15 protein-coding genes are annotated in these 17,692 nt (G+C 70.8%); 10 read left to right on the forward strand and 5 right to left on the reverse strand.

Annotated elements, in window-relative coordinates; all coding sequences use genetic code 11:
- The first annotated feature begins 201 nt into the window (after positions 1 to 201).
- The 6 genes from AC1MBW_RS08695 (at position 202) to AC1MBW_RS08720 (ending at position 6,754) form a co-directional block, all read left to right on the forward strand.
- Entirely contained in the window at positions 202 to 2,676 is a 2,475-nt protein-coding gene (locus AC1MBW_RS08695) for a right-handed parallel beta-helix repeat-containing protein (protein WP_480024189.1), read from the forward strand.
- Positions 2,677 to 2,764: 88 nt separating this feature from the next.
- A complete protein-coding gene (tsaB, locus tag AC1MBW_RS08700; protein ID WP_480024190.1) occupies positions 2,765 to 3,439 on the forward strand; it encodes a tRNA (adenosine(37)-N6)-threonylcarbamoyltransferase complex dimerization subunit type 1 TsaB in 675 nt (224 codons plus the stop codon).
- On the forward strand, positions 3,436 to 3,975 hold the full coding sequence (rimI, locus tag AC1MBW_RS08705) for a ribosomal protein S18-alanine N-acetyltransferase (protein WP_480024191.1): 540 nt from the start codon (positions 3,436 to 3,438) through the stop codon (positions 3,973 to 3,975). The genes tsaB and rimI overlap by 4 nt, the downstream gene beginning before the upstream one ends.
- Positions 3,972 to 5,069 carry a tRNA (adenosine(37)-N6)-threonylcarbamoyltransferase complex transferase subunit TsaD gene (tsaD, locus tag AC1MBW_RS08710; RefSeq protein ID WP_480024192.1) on the forward strand — a complete coding sequence of 366 codons (1,098 nt, stop codon included), beginning with the start codon at positions 3,972 to 3,974 and terminating at the stop codon, positions 5,067 to 5,069. The genes rimI and tsaD overlap by 4 nt, the downstream gene beginning before the upstream one ends.
- 120 nt (positions 5,070 to 5,189) lie before the next feature.
- Positions 5,190 to 5,591, forward strand: a complete 402-nt coding sequence (locus AC1MBW_RS08715) for a DUF4190 domain-containing protein (protein WP_480024193.1) — start codon at positions 5,190 to 5,192, stop codon at positions 5,589 to 5,591.
- 176 nt (positions 5,592 to 5,767) lie between these two features.
- Positions 5,768 to 6,754, forward strand: a complete 987-nt coding sequence (locus tag AC1MBW_RS08720; RefSeq protein ID WP_480024194.1) for a DUF4190 domain-containing protein — start codon at positions 5,768 to 5,770, stop codon at positions 6,752 to 6,754.
- Positions 6,755 to 6,857: 103 nt separating this feature from the next.
- Here AC1MBW_RS08720 and AC1MBW_RS08725 read toward each other — a convergent pair whose 3' ends face one another.
- Entirely contained in the window at positions 6,858 to 8,051 is a 1,194-nt protein-coding gene (locus AC1MBW_RS08725; RefSeq protein WP_480024195.1) for a class I SAM-dependent methyltransferase, read from the reverse strand.
- A 144-nt stretch (positions 8,052 to 8,195) separates the two neighbouring features.
- Here AC1MBW_RS08725 and groES point away from each other — a divergent pair, with 144 nt between their 5' ends.
- The 3 genes from groES to AC1MBW_RS08740 all read left to right on the forward strand — a co-directional run bounded on the left by groES (position 8,196) and on the right by AC1MBW_RS08740 (position 11,154).
- A complete protein-coding gene (groES, locus tag AC1MBW_RS08730; RefSeq protein ID WP_043595988.1) occupies positions 8,196 to 8,492 on the forward strand; it encodes a co-chaperone GroES in 297 nt (98 codons plus the stop codon).
- 196 nt (positions 8,493 to 8,688) lie between these two features.
- Complete coding sequence (gene rarD / locus AC1MBW_RS08735) at positions 8,689 to 9,669, forward strand: EamA family transporter RarD (protein WP_083396360.1); 981 nt, start codon at positions 8,689 to 8,691, stop codon at positions 9,667 to 9,669.
- 162 nt (positions 9,670 to 9,831) lie between these two features.
- Entirely contained in the window at positions 9,832 to 11,154 is a 1,323-nt protein-coding gene (locus AC1MBW_RS08740) for an ABC transporter substrate-binding protein (RefSeq protein WP_054147415.1), read from the forward strand.
- Between the two features lie 345 nt (positions 11,155 to 11,499).
- On the opposite strand, the gene AC1MBW_RS08745 is transcribed toward AC1MBW_RS08740, so the two are convergent.
- The 4 genes from AC1MBW_RS08745 to AC1MBW_RS08760 all read right to left on the reverse strand — a co-directional run bounded on the left by AC1MBW_RS08745 (position 11,500) and on the right by AC1MBW_RS08760 (position 15,813).
- On the reverse strand, positions 11,500 to 12,222 hold the full coding sequence (locus AC1MBW_RS08745; protein ID WP_054147441.1) for an ABC transporter ATP-binding protein: 723 nt from the start codon (positions 12,220 to 12,222) through the stop codon (positions 11,500 to 11,502).
- Between the two features lie 80 nt (positions 12,223 to 12,302).
- Complete coding sequence (locus AC1MBW_RS08750; RefSeq protein WP_152970409.1) at positions 12,303 to 13,418, reverse strand: ABC transporter ATP-binding protein; 1,116 nt, start codon at positions 13,416 to 13,418, stop codon at positions 12,303 to 12,305.
- Between the two features lie 43 nt (positions 13,419 to 13,461).
- Complete coding sequence (locus AC1MBW_RS08755; protein ID WP_043595990.1) at positions 13,462 to 14,445, reverse strand: branched-chain amino acid ABC transporter permease; 984 nt, start codon at positions 14,443 to 14,445, stop codon at positions 13,462 to 13,464.
- A gap of 12 nt (positions 14,446 to 14,457) precedes the next feature.
- On the reverse strand, positions 14,458 to 15,813 hold the full coding sequence (locus AC1MBW_RS08760; protein WP_054147416.1) for a branched-chain amino acid ABC transporter permease: 1,356 nt from the start codon (positions 15,811 to 15,813) through the stop codon (positions 14,458 to 14,460).
- 360 nt (positions 15,814 to 16,173) lie between these two features.
- Here AC1MBW_RS08760 and guaB point away from each other — a divergent pair, with 360 nt between their 5' ends.
- Entirely contained in the window at positions 16,174 to 17,676 is a 1,503-nt protein-coding gene (gene guaB, locus AC1MBW_RS08765) for an IMP dehydrogenase (RefSeq protein WP_054147417.1), read from the forward strand.
- Positions 17,677 to 17,692 lie beyond the last annotated feature (16 nt).

The following is a 17,692-nucleotide window of genomic DNA, read 5'->3' on the forward strand; positions in this document are numbered from 1 at the left end:
ACCCGGAGGGATGCCACCCGCACGGAGGGCACCCCCACGGGGGCTGACGGGTGCTTGCCAACCGCGCATAGATGTATGAGGATTCGTTCTTGTCTTCGCCGAGGTCCCGAATCGACTCGCCGTAGCCCCGATCGCGCAAGCCCCCGTCCTGGGGGCATGCGCCGAATCCATCAGGACTCCACCTCGACGAAAGGAGCGCCGATGCTCGACGCCTCCGCGCCTCAGCTCAGCTCACCGAACCGCACCCGGACGATTCTCGGCGCCCTGACCATGGCGGCGGCCTGCGTCGCCGCCGTCCTCGTGCCCGCGACCAGCGCCTCCGCGGCCGCCACGACCGTCGCATCCGACGCCTCGGGCCGCACGGCCTCGGGAGGCTGGGGCGCGGCCGACAAGGGCGGCACCTGGACGACCTGGTCAGGGCCCACCAAGGCCACCTTCGCCGTGGGCGGAGGGGTCTCGTCCATCACCGGGCTCGTGCCCGGAGGGTCGGCGACCGCCGCGCTCGCCGGGGTCTCGGTGCAGGACGTCGAGGTGCGCGAGACCATCCGCCTGCCGCAGACGACCCGCGGGTTCTACCAGGGCTGGGAGCTGCGCCGTCAGACCGACGGTTCGGCCTACCGGGGGCGTCTCGAGCAGGGTTCGTCGGGAACGATCGCCCTCGCGATCACCAAGGTCGGCAAGTCCGGCGAGAAGGATCTCGGCCGGGTCGCCCTGCCCTCGGGCGTCACGAAGGGCTCGGCCGTCTCGGTCGCCTTCCGCGCCGTCGGCACGGGGTCGGTGAGCGTACAGGGCAAGGGCTGGGTCGCCGGCACGACCGAGCCCGGCTGGCAGCTCTCGGTCTCGGACACCGCCGCCGATCGCATCGCCAAGCCCGGCACCGTCGGGCTCTGGCAGTACTCGAGCTCGTCGAACACGACCGGGACCACGACGACCTTCGACGATCTCTCGGTCGTCGAGTCGCCACAGGCCGCCGTGCCCGTCCCGGTGCCCGTCCCCACGCCGACCCCGACGCCGACCCCCGCGCCCGCCCCGGCACCCACCCCGACGCCCGACCCCACCCCGACGCGCGGTTCGGTGCCCGTCGGTTCTGCTTCGTACGCCGTTCCCGCCGGTGCCGTCTTCGTGGCTCCGGGCGGCAACGACTCGGCGGTCGGCAGCAAGACCGCCCCGTTCCGCACCCTCGGTGCCGCCGTCGCGAAGGCCAAGGCCGGCGGGACCGTCGTCCTGCGGGCCGGCAGCTACAACGAGAGCGTCGTCGTGCCCTACAACAAGCCGCTGACGATCCAGGCCTATCCGAAGGAGGCCGTCTGGCTCGACGGATCGGTGCCCGTGTCGTCGTGGCAGCGCTCGGGTTCGGGCTGGAGCACCCCGTGGTCGTCGTTCCCGTCGTCCGCGCTGCTCGGCATCGCCGACAACCCGCGCTTCCTGTCGCCGTCGTTCCCCCTCGCAGGGCGCCCCGACCAGGTCTTCCTCGACGGTGTGCAGCTCACGCAGGTCACGCCCGACAAGCTGGCCCCCGGCACCTTCGCCCCCGACCCCGCCGGTGGACGCGTGCTGATCGGCAGCGACCCCTCGGGGCACGAGCTGCGCATCAGCAACAAACAGCAGGCCATCTGGGTGCAGGCGCCGGACACGACGCTGCAGGGCTTCGGCGTGCGCCGCTACGCGACCCTCGACTCCGACCGGGGCACGATCCGCCTCGGCAACACCGGCGCCACGGCGCAGGACCTGGTCGTCGTCGAGAACGCCATGATCGGCGTCAACCTCGAGAACAACGGCGGCACCCTGCGTCGGCTGACGGTCGAGCACAACGGCATGCTCGGCATCGGCGCCAACGCGTCCTACGACATGTCGCTGTCCGACTCGGTGGTCCGCGAGAACAACTGGCAGCGCTTCAAGGAGACGCCGGTCTCGGGTGGCGTGAAGATCACGCGGTCGCGCGGCGTGACGGTCTCGAACAACGACGTCAGCCGCAACTACAGCTCGGGCCTCTGGCTCGACGAGTCCGTGTACGACTCGAAGGTCGTGGGCAACACGGTCGTCGACAACGAGTGGACGGGCATCCAGCTCGAGCTCTCGAGCAAGGCGGTCGTCGCGGGCAACACGGTAACCGGTGGCAAGACGGGCATCCAGATCATCGGTACCGACGACGTGCGGGTCTACAACAACTCGGTCGGCGGCTTCAGCCAGTTCGGCGTGAAGGTGCTGCAAGACGAACGTCGCCAGGCCACCGCGGCCACCGGGCAGGACCGTCGTCGGCCGATCCCCGACCCCACGATGAGCTGGGTCACGGGCAAGATCACCATCGCCAACAACGCCTTCGGCAGCGGCGGCTACTACCAGGTCTACGTCCTCGACTCGAAGACCAACCGCTCGGCCGACTCGATGGGCGTCACGGTCACGGGCAACGCCTTCAACCAGCGTCGCACGACGGCCCAGGCGACGCTGGTCGGCTGGGGAGCGGGCGACAACAAGACGGTCACCCGGTTCGACACCGTGTCGGCCCTGTCCGGGAAGAACTCCGCGTGGCGCAACGTCGAGACCTCGCAGGTGCTCGACCTCGGCGGGATGACGAGCCTGCTGACCTCGTCGCTCGGCATCGTGTCGGCCCTGCCGTCCGACATCGCCGCGCTCCTCGGCCAGCCCGGGACGGCCCGACGCATCGGCGCCTTCTGACCCATCTGACGGAGCCCGGCCCCGGCCGGGCTCCGTCACCCGTCAGGAGGCGCGGGTCGGCTTCCCTGCACCGCCTACGATTGACCCCGTGATCCTGGCCATCGACACCTCAGCCGGCTCGTCCGTCGCCGTCGTCGACCGTGACGGCGGCGTCCTCTCCGAACACACGGTCGCCGACACCCGGCGTCACGCCGAGGTGATCGGCCGTCTGATCGACGACGCCCTGCGCGAGGCCGGCGTCGCCCCGGCCGAACTCTCCGCCGTGGTCGCCGGTCGCGGCCCCGGCCCCTTCACGGGCCTGCGCGTCGGCATCGCCGCCGCTCGGGCCTTCGCGTTCGGCGCCGGCGTGCCGTGCCTGTCGGTCGGTAGTCACGACGCCGTCGCGTTCGAGCGGCTCTCGGCGGCTGCCGGTCGATCCGTCGGCACCGCCGGCGGGCCCGTGGACTCGCCGCTCGTCGTCGTCACCGACGCCCGCCGCCGCGAGGTGGCCTACAGCTCGTGGTCGGGGCTCGACGACGACGGCCTGCCCGTGCTCGTGGCCGGCCCCGCCCTCGTGAGGCCGGCCGACCTGGACGAGGCGACCGGCGCCTCCTCGTCCTGGCCACGTACCGACCCCGACACGACGACGGTCTCGGCGGCCGCCCTGGGCATGCTGGCCGAGCGGCTCTTCGAGCACGGTCGCGCGTTCGCCGACGCCGAGCCCCTGTACATGCGCGAGCCCGACGTCACCCCGTCGGCCGGTCCGAAGCCGGTCACGCGATGAGCGTGCTGCTGCGCACGGCCACCCTCGACGACCTCGACGGCATCATGGCGATCGAGACGACGACCTTCGAGAACGACGCCTGGTCGCGGGCGAGCATGACGCACGAGCTGACGGCCCCGGGCGGTCGGTATCTGGTCGCCACCGCCGAGGGCGATGACACCACCGTCATCGGTTACGCCGGCATGCTGGCGCCGAAGGGCGCGCCCGAGGCCGACATCCAGACCATCGCCGTCCTCGCGGAGCACCAGGGGAGGGGGCTCGGGCGGGCGATGCTGACCCAGCTGCTCACCGAGGCCCGTCAGGGCGGCGTGCGCGAGGTGTTCCTCGAGGTGCGGGCCGACAACCCCGGGGCGCAGCACCTCTACGAGACGCTCGGCTTCGAGCGGATCGCCGTCCGCCCGCGCTATTACATGCCCGACGGGGTCGACGCGGTCGTCATGCGACTGAGCGTCCCGTCGGCCGTCACCGAGACCACCCCGGGCGCCGTCGAGTCGTTCGGCGACGCGCCCCTCGACGAACAGGACGTCCGCCCGTGACCGTCACCCGCGCCTCCTCGTCCGGCGTCGCCGAGTCGGCCGTCCGCGAGCCGATCGTGCTCGGCATCGAGACCAGCTGCGACGAGACCGGCATCGGCATCGTGCGCGGCCGCACCCTGCTCGCCAACGTCATCTCGTCGTCCATGGACGAACACGCCCGCTACGGCGGCGTCGTCCCCGAGGTCGCCGCGCGCGCCCACCTCGAGGCGCTCGAACCCGCCCTCGCCGCGGCGCTCGCCGAGGCCGGCGTGACGACGGCCGAGCTCGACGCGATCGCCGTGACGAGCGGGCCCGGGCTCGCCGGGGCGCTCATGGTCGGCGTCGGTGCGGCCAAGGCCCTCGCCCTGGCGACCGGCAAGCCCCTCTTCGCCGTGAACCACCTCGTCGGCCACGTCGGGGCCGACGTGCTGCGCGACGACGGCAGCGAGCTCGAGTTGCCGACCATCGCACTGCTCGTCTCGGGCGGCCACACCTCGTTGCTGCACGTGCGCGACCTCGTCGACGACGTCGAACTGCTCGGCGAGACGATCGACGACGCCGCGGGCGAGGCGTTCGACAAGGTGGCCCGCCTGCTCGGACTGCCCTACCCCGGCGGGCCGCAGATCGACCGCGTCGCCGAGGGCGGCGACCCGAAGGCAGTCCGCTTCCCGCGGGGGCTGACCCTGCCGAAGGACCTGGCGAAGCACCGGTACGACTTCTCGTTCTCGGGGCTGAAGACGGCTGTGGCCCGGTGGGTCGAACAGCGTCGCAGCGAAGGAGGCGCGGTGCCGGTCGCCGACGTCGCCGCCAGCTTCCGCGAGGCCGTCGCCGACGTCCTGCTCACCAAAGCGCTCGCGGCCTGCGCCGACCGGGGCGTGCCCCGCCTGCTGCTCGGCGGGGGAGTCGTCGCCAACGCCCGCGTGCGCGAGCTCGCGGCCGAGCGGTGCGCGGCGGCCGGGGTCGAGCTGCGCGTGCCGCCCCTCTCGCTGTGCACCGACAACGGCGCCATGATCGCGGCGCTGGGCGCGGAGCTCGTCTCGCGGGGCCGGGCACCGTCGCCACTCGACTTCGGGGCCGACTCGACGTTGCCCGTGACGACGGTCCAGGCCGTCTGAGCCACGGTCGGGTCCGACGAGCACGGGGTCACGGTCGGCGACCGTCCCCCGCCGATAGCATGACGGGGTTCGACCGACCGCGGCCGTCACCGGCCGAGCCCCAGACGAAGGACGTCACCGATGACCGACCAGAACCCCACGCCCTACGGCCAGCCCTCGCCGCAGAACCCCTACCAGGGGCAGCAGCCGACCCGCCAGGGGCAGCCCTACGGTGGCCAGCCCGCCTACCAGGGGCAGAACGGCGCCCCCGGCCAGCGCAACACCCTCGCCCTCGTGTCGATGATCCTCGGCATCGCCGGTTTCCTGACCTCGATCACGGCCCTCGGTGCCATCGTCACCGGCCACATGGCACTGAGCCAGATCAAGAAGCGGGGCGAAGAGGGCCGCGGGATGGCCCTGACGGGTCTCATCCTCGGCTACGTCGTCGTCGCCCTGACGATCATCGGCATCATCCTGCTCGTGGTCCTCTTCGGTGCCATCGCCAGCAACCCCGGCCTCTACGACGGCAGCTACGACTCGTAGGTCGTCCTCACGTCGTCGGGCGTCGCCTCCCAGGGGCCGCTCATCACGACCCTCGCTAGCATGACGGGGTCCGCACCGGACGGTGCGGGCCCTTTCGTGTCCCGGGACGCGACCGTCACAGGCGTGACCGGCCGCTCCGGCGGCACGACCGACGCACCGCTCGCGAAAGGCAGCTGATGGCCACCGACGACACCACCCCCGAGAAGCCGTCCTCGGCGCCGACCGCGCCCTCGGCTCCGACGCCGCCCGCGGCACCCACCGCGCCCCCCGCGCGCCCGACCGAGGGGAGCGGTGCGGCCACCGCCTCGCCGCCGCTGCCGCCGACCGCCTTCCCGGGGGCCGCGTCCCAACCGCCCGCGTCGTCGCCGTACGCCTCGCAGCCGCCCGCGTCGTCGCCGTACGCCGGGGCCGGAGTGCCGCCGACAGGGTCGGCACCCTACGGCGCACCCCAGGGGACTCCGGCTCCGCAGTCCCGCCCGGGGCAGGTCCCGCCGGGTGCGCCCCAGCCGCCCCGGCCGCCTTACGGCCAGCCGGGTGTGCAGCCGCCGGCGGGGTACGGGCAGCAGGGCTACGGGCAGCAGCCCGGCTACGGCCAGCAGCCCGGATACGGCCAGCAGCCCGGCTACGGCCAGCCGCAGGGTCAGCAGTCGGGCTACGGCCAGCCGCAGGCTCAGCCGGGCTACGGCCAGCCGCAGGGTCAGCCGGGCTACGGCCAGCCGCAGGGTCACGGCCAGCAGCCGCAGGCTCAGCAGCCCTCCGGTCAGCCCGGCGCGCCGTACGGTCAGCAGTCGTTCGGCCAGCAGGGTCAGCAGGGTCAGCCCGGTGCCCAGTACGGCCAGCAGCCCTACGGATCGCCCTACCCGCCGTACGCCTCGGCGGGTGCCGCTCAGCCCCCTCGACTGCTCAGCCTGCTCTCGATGATCGGCTCGATCGCCGGTCTCGTGCTCGCGCCCCTCACCTTCGGGCTCTCGATCGTGGCGTCGATCGCCGGCGTCGTGCTCGGGCACCTGGGCATGTCGCGTGAGCGTCACGCCCGCGGGTTCTGGCTCACCGGGCTGATCGTCGGTTACGCAGGGATCGCGTTGATCGTCATCGGCTGGGTGGCCTTCGGCCTCTGGATCGCCGGCTTCTCGTCGAGTTCCGACTACTACGGCGGGTACTGACCGTCGCCTCACCTCGGTGGGGCATCGAGTGGGCAGAAGATGTCGTTCCCGCGCCGCCGGCGAACGACGTCTTCTGCCCACTCGTGCATGACGGCCGGAAGGCTCAGACCAGGCGCTCGCAGAGCAGGGCCGTGTGCCGCCCCGCGACCCGGGTCAGCACGAGGGTCGCCGACCCGGTGCCCTGCAACGAGAGTCGTTTGCGGAACGTCGCGGGGTCGACGTCGACCCCGCGCTTCTTGATCTCGAGGCGGCCGATGCCCCGCGCCCGCAGCTCACGCTTCAGTGTCCGCTCGTCGAGCGGGAAGGTCTCGAGCACGCGGAAACCCTGCGCGAAGGGGGTGTCGACCCGCGCCTCCGTCGTCAGCCAGGCGATGTCGCGACTGATCATGCGGGCGTCGATCGACCGGGCCAGGTCGCCGATCAGGCGCGCCCGGATGACGGCACCGTCGGGCTCGTAGAGGTACTCGCCGAGGTCACCCGGGTCCACGTCGTCCGAGTCGGCGGCGGCCGTCAGCTCGGATGCCCCGGAGGCGGCGATCACCAGGGCGGACCGGCCCACCCCCGGCCGCGCGAGCGGGCCGAACCACACGCCCACCTCGACCACGTCGCGGTCGACCGAGATCCACTGGCACTCGGCGTCGGTCGGCAACAGCTCGCGGTCGACGCCCGGGCCGAGCTTGACGCCGGTGGGCAGGCGGTCGGCGAAGCCGAAGGCGACGTCGAGGCCGGGGGACCAGTCGGCCGGATGGGCGAGGCGCTTGGTGGCGCTGTGGCCGGAGGTGCGTCGCGCCGGGTCGAGGAAGACGCCCTCGACGCCCCCGAGGTCGGTCGTCTCGGCGTCCCCCTGCTCGACGCGCGACGACGGCCACGGCGCGAGGTTGTACGAGGCGACGGCCGCGGTGACCTCGTCGCGGTCGACGGCGAGCACGTCGAGGTCGAGCGCGGCGAACGCGAGGGCGTCACCACCGATGCCGCAGCCGAGGTCGGCCACGCTGCCGATGCCCGCCGCGGCGTAGCGTCCGGCGTGGCGGGCGGCGACCGGGAGGCGCGTGGCCTGTTCGAGGCCCGCCTCGGTGAACAGCATGCGACTCGCGAACTCGCCGAACTTGGCCGTCGCCCGGCCTCGGAGCCGGGCCTGGGTGAGCACCGCCGACACGAGGGCGGGGGAGTGGCCCTGCTTGCGCAACGCGGCCACCGTGCCGACGACGTCGTCGCCGGAGGCGCCGCCCGTCGGCAGCGAGTCGAGCAGCCGCAGCCCCTCGGGCGAGAGGACTTCGAGCAGCTCGGAGGAATCCATGTCGTCCAGTGTGACGCACGCGGGCCGACGCGTTGGCACTCGGATTGACCGAGTGCCAGTCTCGTCCTACAGTTGTTCTGGCACTCGCCCCCGGCAAGTGCCAGCCCCCATGTTTTCGTAGCACCGAGAAAGAAGAGGTCACCCGTGTCGGTCAGCATCAAGCCGCTCGAAGATCGCATCGTCATTCGTCAGGTCGAAGCCGAGCAGACCACTGCTTCGGGTCTCGTGATCCCCGACACCGCCAAAGAGAAGCCCCAAGAGGGTGAAGTGGTGGCGGTCGGCCCGGGCCGCATCGACGACAACGGCAACCGCGTGCCGCTCGACGTCGCCACCGGCGACAAGGTCATCTACAGCAAGTACGGCGGAACCGAGGTGAAGTACGGCGGAGAAGACCTGCTCGTGCTCTCGGCTCGCGACGTCCTGGCGGTCATCGTCCGCTAGCACCTCGGCACGGCTCCGGCCGTGCCCCGCGACCCCGGTCGCCGTCCCGAAGGCCCCTGCTCCGGCAGGGGCCTTCGTCGTGTCGGCGTCGTGGTCGCGAGCGTCCGCTCGTCCCCAGGCGTGATCGTCCGTCGATCGATCCACGGTGGCAGGAGTGGCCGTTCCGGCTGTGGGCGCAGCCACCTAGAGTCGCCTGGTGACCTCGACCCGCGCCTCCTCGTCCCCCTCCGCCCCGACCTCGGGGCTCGGCGTCGCCGGGGCCGGCGGAGCGGGCCTGGCCTACGCCCTGGGGGCCTACGGGCTCTGGGGTGTGCTGCCGGTGTACTTCCTGCTGTTGGCCCCGGCCGGCCCGTTCGAGATCGTCGCGTGGCGGGTGCTGTTCTCGCTCGTCTTCTGTGCGGTGCTGCTCGTCGTGACGGGGGCGCTGCGCTCGTTCCTGGCCCTGCTGCGGCAGCCCCGCGTGGTGGGCACCATGGGGTTGGCGGGGGCCTTCATCGTCGTCAACTGGACGGTCTTCATCTCGGCGACGCTCAGCGGGCACGTGGTCGAGGCGGCGCTCGGGTACTTCATCAACCCGATCGTCACGGTCCTGCTCGGCGTGGTGGTGCTGCGCGAACGTCTGCGCACGACCCAGTGGGTGGCCGTCGGGTTGAGCGCCGTCGCCGTCCTCGTGATCGCGATCGGGGCGGGCAGGCCGCCGTTCATCTCGCTCGTCCTCGCGTTCTCGTTCGGGCTCTACGGCCTGGTGAAGAAGCAGGTCGGTGGTCGGGTCGACGCGGTCGGCGGGCTCACGCTCGAGACGCTGTGGATCGCACCCTTCGCGGCCGTCACCCTGATCGTGCTGCATGTGACGGGCCTCGGGGGCGGCGTCGTGCTGGGCACCGTGAGCGTCGGGCACACCCTCGCCACGGTCGGCACGGGCGTCATCACGGCCGTGCCGCTGCTGCTCTTCGCCTCGGCGACGCGTCGGCTGCCCCTGACGACCGTGGGGCTGACGCAGTACGTCGCCCCCGTGCTGCAGTTCGTGGTCGGGGTCGTCGTGCTCGGCGAGCACATGTCGACGGCGCGATGGGTCGGCTTCGCGATCGTCTGGGTCGCCTCGATCGTGCTCACCGTCGACATGGTGCGTGCGGGGCGGCGGTCACGTCGTCCGCTCGCGGTGGCGCCGACCGCCTAGAAGCGACCATCCCTCGCAAAGTCACGAATGGCTAACGAAACGTCACTTTGACGTCGAGAACACACGCCAGAAACATTCGACCCCTAGTTTCGGACCAATCGCGGCAGGTTCGACCGCCACCGGTCGGGCTGCACTGCCGCTGTCCACGAAAGGGTTCCACGGATGATCCGATCCAGCACCGCCCTCCGAGCACTGGCTCTCGCCGGCGCAGCCTCCGTGCTGCTCGCTGCCTGTTCGACGGCATCTCCCTCTGACGACGCCTCGTCGTCGTCGTCGGCCAAGGCCGATCCCGCCGCCAAGTGCGAGGTCGGTACGCCCAGCACCGATCCCTTCGCGATCGGCACCATGCTGCCGCTGACCGGAACCCTGGCCTACCTCGGCCCGCCCGCCATCGCGGGGGCGAACCTGGCCATCAGCGACATCAACGCCGCGGGCGGCGTGCTCGACCAACCCGCCGAGATCTCGACCAGCACCGACTCGGGCGACAGCAACGACATGACCGTGTCGAGCAACGCCGCGACGGAACTGATCGACGCCAAGGTGCCCGTCGTGCTCGGTGCCGAGTCGTCGAGCGTCACGCTCAACGTGGTCGACCAGCTCACCAGCAACTGCATCATCGAGATCTCGCCGGCCAACACGGCGAGCTCGCTCAGCGGCTACTCGTCGTACTACTACCGGACGGCTCCGCCGGACTCGGTGCAGGGTTCGGCGCTCGGCCAGCAGATCACGGCCGACGGCAACGCCAACGTCGCGTTCCTCGTCTTCAACGACACCTACGGGACGGGTCTCCGCGACTCGACGCAGAAGTCGATCGAGAGCTCGGGCGGCACCGTCGTCTACGGCGGCACCGGCAAGGGCGAGGAGTTCCCCCCCGGTCAGACCACGTTCTCGTCCGAGGTGTCCGCGGCCATCGCCGCCGAGCCCGACGCGATCGTCATCCTGGCCTTCGACGAGACCAAGTCGATCGTGCCCGAGCTCAAGAGCCAGGGCTGGGACATGAGCAAGGTCTACATGTCCGACGGCAACACGGCCGACTACAGCGCCGACTTCGAGCCCGGCACCCTCGAGGGCGCCAAGGGCACGATCCCCGGTGCCGACGCCAGTGCCGACTTCAAGTCGAAGCTCGTGGCCGGCTACCAGGCGAGCGAGGGCGGCGAGCTGGCCGACTTCTCGTACGCGGCCGAGTCGTACGACGCCGTCATCCTGACCGCTCTCGCGGCGCAGGCCGGTGGCGGCACCGATGCAGGGACGATCCAGGCCAACATGGCCGCGGTCTCCGGCGCGAACGGCGGCACCGAGTGCACCACGTACGCGGACTGCAAGACCGCGCTCGACGCCGGTGACGACATCCACTACACCGGCCCCTCGGGCATCGGACCGTTCAACGACAACAACGACCCGTCGTCCGCCTCGATCGGCGTCTACACGTTCGACGCCGACAACAAGCCCGTCTACCAGACCGGCATCGAGGGCAAGGTCGAATAACCGCACCTCGCACCACCCGGGGCCCGGCACGAGTCATCGTGCCGGGCCCTTCGGCGTGCCCGGGAGGCGCGGAGCCGGGCCCTTCGGCGTGCCCGGGAGGCGCGGTGCCGGACCGCAGGAGGGTCGCGACGTCCGCGCCCTCCGGCACCGCGCCTCCTCGTCCCCGGCCACACCGGTCGTGGGGGCCGTGCTCCGCTCCGCACCGCGTTCCGTGCACCGCACCGCGTCGAGACGGGGTGTGCTGCACGAACCGCGGTGCGCAGCCCCCGACGCCCCGGCGGGCGCACGCACGAGGCCCCGACCACGCCAGGGCGTGATCGGGGCCTCAGGGCGCCACCGGGGTCGTCAGGACGCGTCGACGTCCTTCGCCAGGGTGCCGAGGTAGAGCTCGATGACCTTGGGGTCGTCGGCCAACTCGCGGCCGGTGCCCGAGTAGGCGTTGCGGCCCTGGTCGAGGACGTAGCCGCGGTCGCAGATCTGCAGGCAGCGGCGGGCGTTCTGTTCGACCATGATCACCGAGACGCCGGCCTTGTTGATGCGGCGGGTGCGGATGAACGTCTCGTCCTGGCGCACCGGCGACAGGCCGGCGGACGGCTCGTCGAGCAGCAGCACCTTCGGGTCCATCATCAGGGCCCGGGCCATGGCGACCGACTGGCGCTCGCCGCCCGAGAGCGACCCGGCGCGCTGGCCGCGACGATCGGCGAGCACCGGGAAGAGGTCGTAGATGACCTCGAGGCGCTCGGCGAACTTGGCGGGCCGAAGGAACATGCCCATCTGCAGGTTCTCCTCGATGGTGAGCGAGGGGAACACGTTGTTGGTCTGCGGCACGAAGCCGACGCCCGCCTCGACCAGCTTGTTGGCCTTGAGGTTCGTGATGTCGGTGCCGCCGAGGGTGACCGATCCCGAGTGGATCTTGACCTGGCCGAAGAGCGCCTTGAGCAGCGTCGACTTGCCGGCGCCGTTCGGGCCGATGATGCCGATCAGCTCGCCGGGGTAGCAGACGAGGTCGCACCCGTTGAGGATGTTGACGCCCGGCAGGTAGCCGGCGACGAGGTCGGTCGCGTTCATGACCGGTTCGACGCCGACGAACTTCTCGGTGCCCGGGTGCTTGGGGGCGGTGGTGGCACCCGCGCCGTCCTGTGCCGTGCTCATCGCTTGTCTCCGCTCTGCCGTCCGTCGGACAGCTGGTCGTCGGCCGCGTTCGTGGCCTGCGGGGTCGAGGGGTCGGGGTGGCCGGGCAGGTCGCGTCCCGCGACGCCGCCGGTGGACGAGGAGGCGCTGGTCGCCTCGGCCGCGCGGGCCGCGTCCTCGCGCGCCACCTCTTCTTCGAGCTGTTCGAGCGTGGCGTCGTCGAGCAGCGAGTCGTCGCCCAGGTCGGTGTCGTGGTGCGCACCCAGGTAGGCGTCGATGACGGCCTGGTCGTCCATGACCGTGTCGGCCGGGCCCTCGGCCACGATGCGGCCCTCGGCCATGACGATCACCCAGTCCGAGATGTGGCGGACCATGTGCATGTCGTGTTCGACGAAGAGCACCGTGGTGCCGTCGTCACGGAGGCTCTGGATGTGCCCCAGCAGCGACTGCGTCAGCGCCGGGTTCACGCCGGCCATCGGCTCGTCGAGCATGATCATGGCCGGGTCGCTCATCAGGGCGCGGGCCATCTCGAGCAGCTTGCGCTGGCCGCCCGAGAGGCTGCCGGCGAAGTCGTCCTTCTTCTCGAGCAGCTTGAACCGGGCGAGGAGGTCCTCGGCCTTGGCCTCGATCTCGCGCTCGCGCTTGCGCCAGAGCGGCGCGACGATGGCGACGAAGAAGTTCTCGCCGGGCTGGTCCTTGGCGCCGAGCAGCATGTTCTGCATGACCGTGAGCCGCGAGAGCGCCTTGGTCAACTGGAACGTGCGCACCATGCCCGAGCGGGCGACCTTGGCGGCGCCGACGTTGCCCATGGCCTTGCCCTCGAACACCCACTTGGCGATGCCCGGGCCGCTGCGCTTGAACGCCGTGGGGGCCGACGAGGCCTTGTCGAAGCCGGTCAGCAGGTTGAAGAAGGTCGTCTTGCCGGCGCCGTTGGGGCCGATCAGTGCCGTGATGGCGCCGCGCTGCACCTCGACGTGGCCGACGTCGACGGCGGTCATGCCACCGAAGCGTCGGACGACGTTGTCGACCGTGAGGATCGGGTCCGGCTTGGCCGACCCCGGGGTCCGCTCGACCGTGGTGAGCTTCGAGCGCAGGACGCTGCGGTCGTAGTCGTAGCCCTCGCGGCGGGGCAGCGTGCTGCCGCTCGGGGCCGGTCCGTTGGTGGTGCTCGAGGTGTCAGACACTGAACGCCAACTCCTTCTTCTTTCCGAGGATGCCCTGTGGCCTGAAGATGATCAGCAGCATCAGGGCGATGCCGACGAGGATGTACGAGAACTGCTCGGCCTGCTGGCCGTTCATGATGTTCGACGGGATGAAGTCGCCGGCGAGGGTCCGCACCAGCAGGCGGGTGACGAAGAAGAGGATCGCTCCGAGCACCGGGCCGAACACGGTGGCCGCGCCACCGAGCAGCAGGGCCGTCCAGATGAAGAAGGTCATCGACCGTCCCATGCTGTCCGGCTGCACCGAGCTCGGCAGGACGTAGATGATGCCGGCGAGCGACCCCATCAGCGCGCCGAGCACGAGGGCCTGCATCTTGTACGAGTAGACGTTCTTGCCGAGGCTGCGCACAGCGTCCTCGTCCTCGCGGATGCCCTTCAGCACGCGGCCCCACGGGCTGCGGCTGAGCAGGAAGACCAGCAGGCTGAGCAGGGCGACGATGCTCCAGCCGGCGATGCGGATCCACCAGCCGTTGACGCCGTTGTTCTCGTAGGTGAACCACAGGATCGTCGTCTGTCCGTCGGGCAGGGGCGACAGGGCGGTGAAGGCCTCGCGGTACGAGGCTCCGGGGATGCCGTTCGAGCCACCGGTCGTGGTCGTCAGGATGCTCGACCGTCCCACGTACCGGATGATCTCGGCCGAACAGATGGTGACGATGGCCAGGTAGTCGCCCCGCAGCTTCAGCGTCGGCACGCCGAGGATGAGCGCGAAGACCAACGAGCAGAGCAGCGCGATGATGACGGCGAGCCCGAGGGGCAGACCGTTGCTGATCGAGATGGCGAAGCCGTAGGCGCCGAGCAGCAGGAACGCCGCCTGGCCCATGTTGATCAGGCCGGTGAAGCCGAAGTGGATGTTCAGACCGATCGCGGCGATGGCGAAGGCGGCCGTCGTGGGCGCGAGGGCCTCGGCGCTCAGCGCCCGCAGGAGTTCGATGAAGTACATGGTCGTGTCCCCTTAGCCCACTCGTTCTTTTCGCCCGAAGATGCCCTGTGGTCTGAACACGAGGATCAGGATCAGGATCAGCAGCGCCGTCGCGTACTTGAAGTCGCCGGGCAGCCAGATGTTGGTCAGCTCGACGATGATGCCGATGATCAGCGAGCCGACCAGGGCGCCGAAGGCCGTGCCGAGGCCGCCCAGGGTGACCGCGGCGAAGATCAGCAGCAGGATCTGCAGGCCGGTCATCCAGTTGACGCCGTTGAGCACGAGGCCGAGCATGACGCCCGACAGGCCGGCCAGGCCGGCGGCCAGCGTCCAGACCAGGCGGATGATGCGGTCGACGTCGATGCCCGAGGCCGCGGCGAGGGCCGGGTTGTCCGACACGGCGCGGGTGGCGCGTCCGGTGCGGGTCTTCAGCAGGAACAGCCCCGTTCCGACCAGCACGACCACCGAGATCGCCATCGCGACGTACGACTGGACGGTCAGGGTCACGCCGAGGAAGTCCACGGTGGTCGGGTTGTCCCGGTCGATGCGCACGGTGCCGGCGCCGTAGAAGTACTGGAAGGCGTACTGCAGGGCGATCGAGAGGCCGATGGTCACGATCATCAGCTGCGTGAGGCTGAGCCGGCGTTTCCGCAGCGGTTTCCAGATCGCGAGGTCCTGCAGGTAGCCCGTGGCCGCACAGATCACCGTGCTCAGCACCGCGGCCAGGATCAGCGGCATCCCGATCGAGGTGAACGAGTAGGCCAGCAGACCGCCGAGGGTCACCTGCTCGCCGTGCGAGAAGCTGCTGAGGCCCGTCGTGCCGTAGATCAGCGACAGGCCGATGGCGGCGAGGGCGAGCAGCAGGCCGAGTCGGATGCCCGAGGCGAACTGCTGCGCGAAGCGGTCCCAGTTGAAGCTCGACGCGGCCGCCTCGCCGCTCGTGGCGCCTTCCTCGGCGGTGAGGGCGAAGAGGGCGCTCGCCGTGGCCCCGAGGTTCACGGTCACGGTGCGCTCGGCGTTGTCGGCGTTCACCAGGAACTGGCCGTCGGGCAGGGTGTCCTGGTCGACCGTGACGGTGTAGCTGCCGGCCTCGGTCACCGCGATGCTCCATCGACCGGTGTCGTCGGTGGTCGCGGTCTGCTCGTCGCCGGTCGAGTTCGTCGCGATCACGTCGACGCCCGAGGCGGGCTCCCGCTCGCTGTCGTTGATCGTGCCCTGGATGCAGCCGGTCGTCGCGTCGGTGGTGCAGGCGGCGGCCGCGGCGTGGGCGGCCGTCGGGGCGAACGCCCCCATGAAGGTCGCCAGGAGTCCGAGCAGTACGGCGGAGGCCGTCACGATCAGGGACTGCCGCAGCCGTGGCCGCGACGCGATGGTCGTCGAGAGTCTCACAAAACCTCCTGGTGGGAAGCGCCCCGTCGAGATTCGGGCGGTCTCGTTCTGCTCCCGGGGCGTCGTCGTCGCTGACAGTAACTCCGCTGTGTGTCGAGCATGTTTCAGGTGCGAGACGGAGTGGAGTCGGTACAGAATCCCCCATGTCGAGCGAGAATCACGAATCTTCCGTGTGTCGGATCGGTAACGGTGCCGTTCCGTCGCGTCCCCGGGGGGCCGCGCCGCGCCTCCTCGCCGTCCGCGAGGGACGCGCCCGACAGGAATGCAGGAGGCGCGGGCTGGGTTAATATCGACTACCGGACTCGACGGCGAACCGGTGCCAACCCACCCACCCTCATCTCGCTCCTTCGAAGGGGACTCATGGACCAGCCGGACCCGTTCGGATTCATCGGACTCACCTACGACGACGTCATGCTGCTTCCGGGCCGCACCGACGTCATCCCGAGCGAGACCGACACCTCGTCGCAGCTCACCAAGCGCATCCGGGTCGCGGTGCCGTTGCTCTCGGCCGCGATGGACACCGTGACCGAGTCGCGCATGGCCATCGCCATGGCGCGCCAGGGTGGCATCGGCATCATCCACCGCAACCTCTCGATCTCCGACCAGGCCGCGCACGTCGACAAGGTCAAGCGCAGCGAGTCGGGCATGATCACCAACCCCGTCACGACGACGCCCGACGCCACGGTGGCCGAGGTCGACGCGCTCTGCGGGCAGTTCCGCGTCTCGGGTCTGCCGGTCGTCGAGGGCGACGGCACGCTGGTCGGCATCATCACCAACCGCGACATGCGCTTCGTCTCGCCGTTCGAGATGTCGACGACGCTCGTCCGCGACGTCATGACGAAGGCCCCGCTGATCACCGCGCCCGAGGGCGTCGACCCCGATTCGGCGATCGCCATCTTCGCGCAGCACAAGATCGAGAAGCTGCCCCTGGTCGACGAGGCCGGGCACCTGCGCGGCCTCATCACCGTCAAGGACTTCGACAAGAGCGAGAAGTACCCCGACGCCACGAAGGACGACGAGGGCCGCTTGCGGGTCGGCGCCGCGATCGGCTTCTTCGGCGACGCGTGGGAGCGCGCCGGCGCCCTGCGCGACGCCGGCGTCGACGTGCTCGTGGTCGACACCGCCAACGGCGAGAGCTCGGGCGAGCTCGACATGATCCGTCGCATCAAGGCCGACCCGAGCTTCGCGCACATCGACGTGATCGGCGGCAACGTCGCCACGCGCAGCGGTGCCCAGGCCCTGATCGAGGCCGGCGCCGACGCCATCAAGGTCGGCGTGGGGCCGGGCTCCATCTGCACCACCCGCGTCGTCGCGGGCGTGGGCGTGCCCCAGGTCACGGCCGTCTACGAAGCCTCCCTCGCCGCGCGCGAGGCCGGCGTCCCGGTCATCGCCGACGGCGGGCTGCAGTACTCGGGCGACATCGCCAAGGCCCTGGTGGCCGGCGCCGACACGGTCATGTTGGGCTCGCTGCTCGCCGGCTGCGACGAGAGCCCGGGCGACCTGGTCTTCGTGGGCGGCAAGCAGTTCAAGAACTACCGCGGCATGGGCTCGCTGGGCGCGATGCAGACCCGCGGCAAGAACACGTCCTACTCGAAAGACCGGTACTTCCAGGCGGACGTGCCGAGCGACGACAAGCTCATCCCCGAGGGCGTCGAGGGCCAGGTGCCCTATCGCGGCGCGCTCAACAACGTCGTCTACCAGCTCAGCGGCGGTCTGCGTCAGTCGATGTTCTACGTCGGCGGGCGCACCGTGGCCGAGCTCAAGGCCAAGGGCAAGTTCGTCCGCATCACCGCGGCCGGCCTGAAAGAGAGCCACCCGCACGACCTCCAGATGGTCGTCGAGGCCCCGAACTACCGCCGGTGAGCCGCCGGGCCGGGGG

Source organism: Frigoribacterium sp. AP1 (genome assembly GCF_056680555.1).

Coding starts and splice junctions, on each gene's coding strand:
- AC1MBW_RS08695 (WP_480024189.1), top strand. CDS start 202: ATGCTCGACGCCTCCGCGCCTCAGCTCAGCTCACCGAACCGCACCCGG.
- rimI (WP_480024191.1), top strand. CDS start 3,436: ATGAGCGTGCTGCTGCGCACGGCCACCCTCGACGACCTCGACGGCATC.
- AC1MBW_RS08715 (WP_480024193.1), top strand. CDS start 5,190: ATGACCGACCAGAACCCCACGCCCTACGGCCAGCCCTCGCCGCAGAAC.
- AC1MBW_RS08720 (WP_480024194.1), top strand. CDS start 5,768: ATGGCCACCGACGACACCACCCCCGAGAAGCCGTCCTCGGCGCCGACC.
- AC1MBW_RS08725 (WP_480024195.1), bottom strand. CDS start 8,051: ATGGATTCCTCCGAGCTGCTCGAAGTCCTCTCGCCCGAGGGGCTGCGG.
- AC1MBW_RS08740 (WP_054147415.1), top strand. CDS start 9,832: ATGATCCGATCCAGCACCGCCCTCCGAGCACTGGCTCTCGCCGGCGCA.
- AC1MBW_RS08745 (WP_054147441.1), bottom strand. CDS start 12,222: ATGAACGCGACCGACCTCGTCGCCGGCTACCTGCCGGGCGTCAACATC.
- AC1MBW_RS08755 (WP_043595990.1), bottom strand. CDS start 14,445: ATGTACTTCATCGAACTCCTGCGGGCGCTGAGCGCCGAGGCCCTCGCG.
- guaB (WP_054147417.1), top strand. CDS start 16,174: ATGGACCAGCCGGACCCGTTCGGATTCATCGGACTCACCTACGACGAC.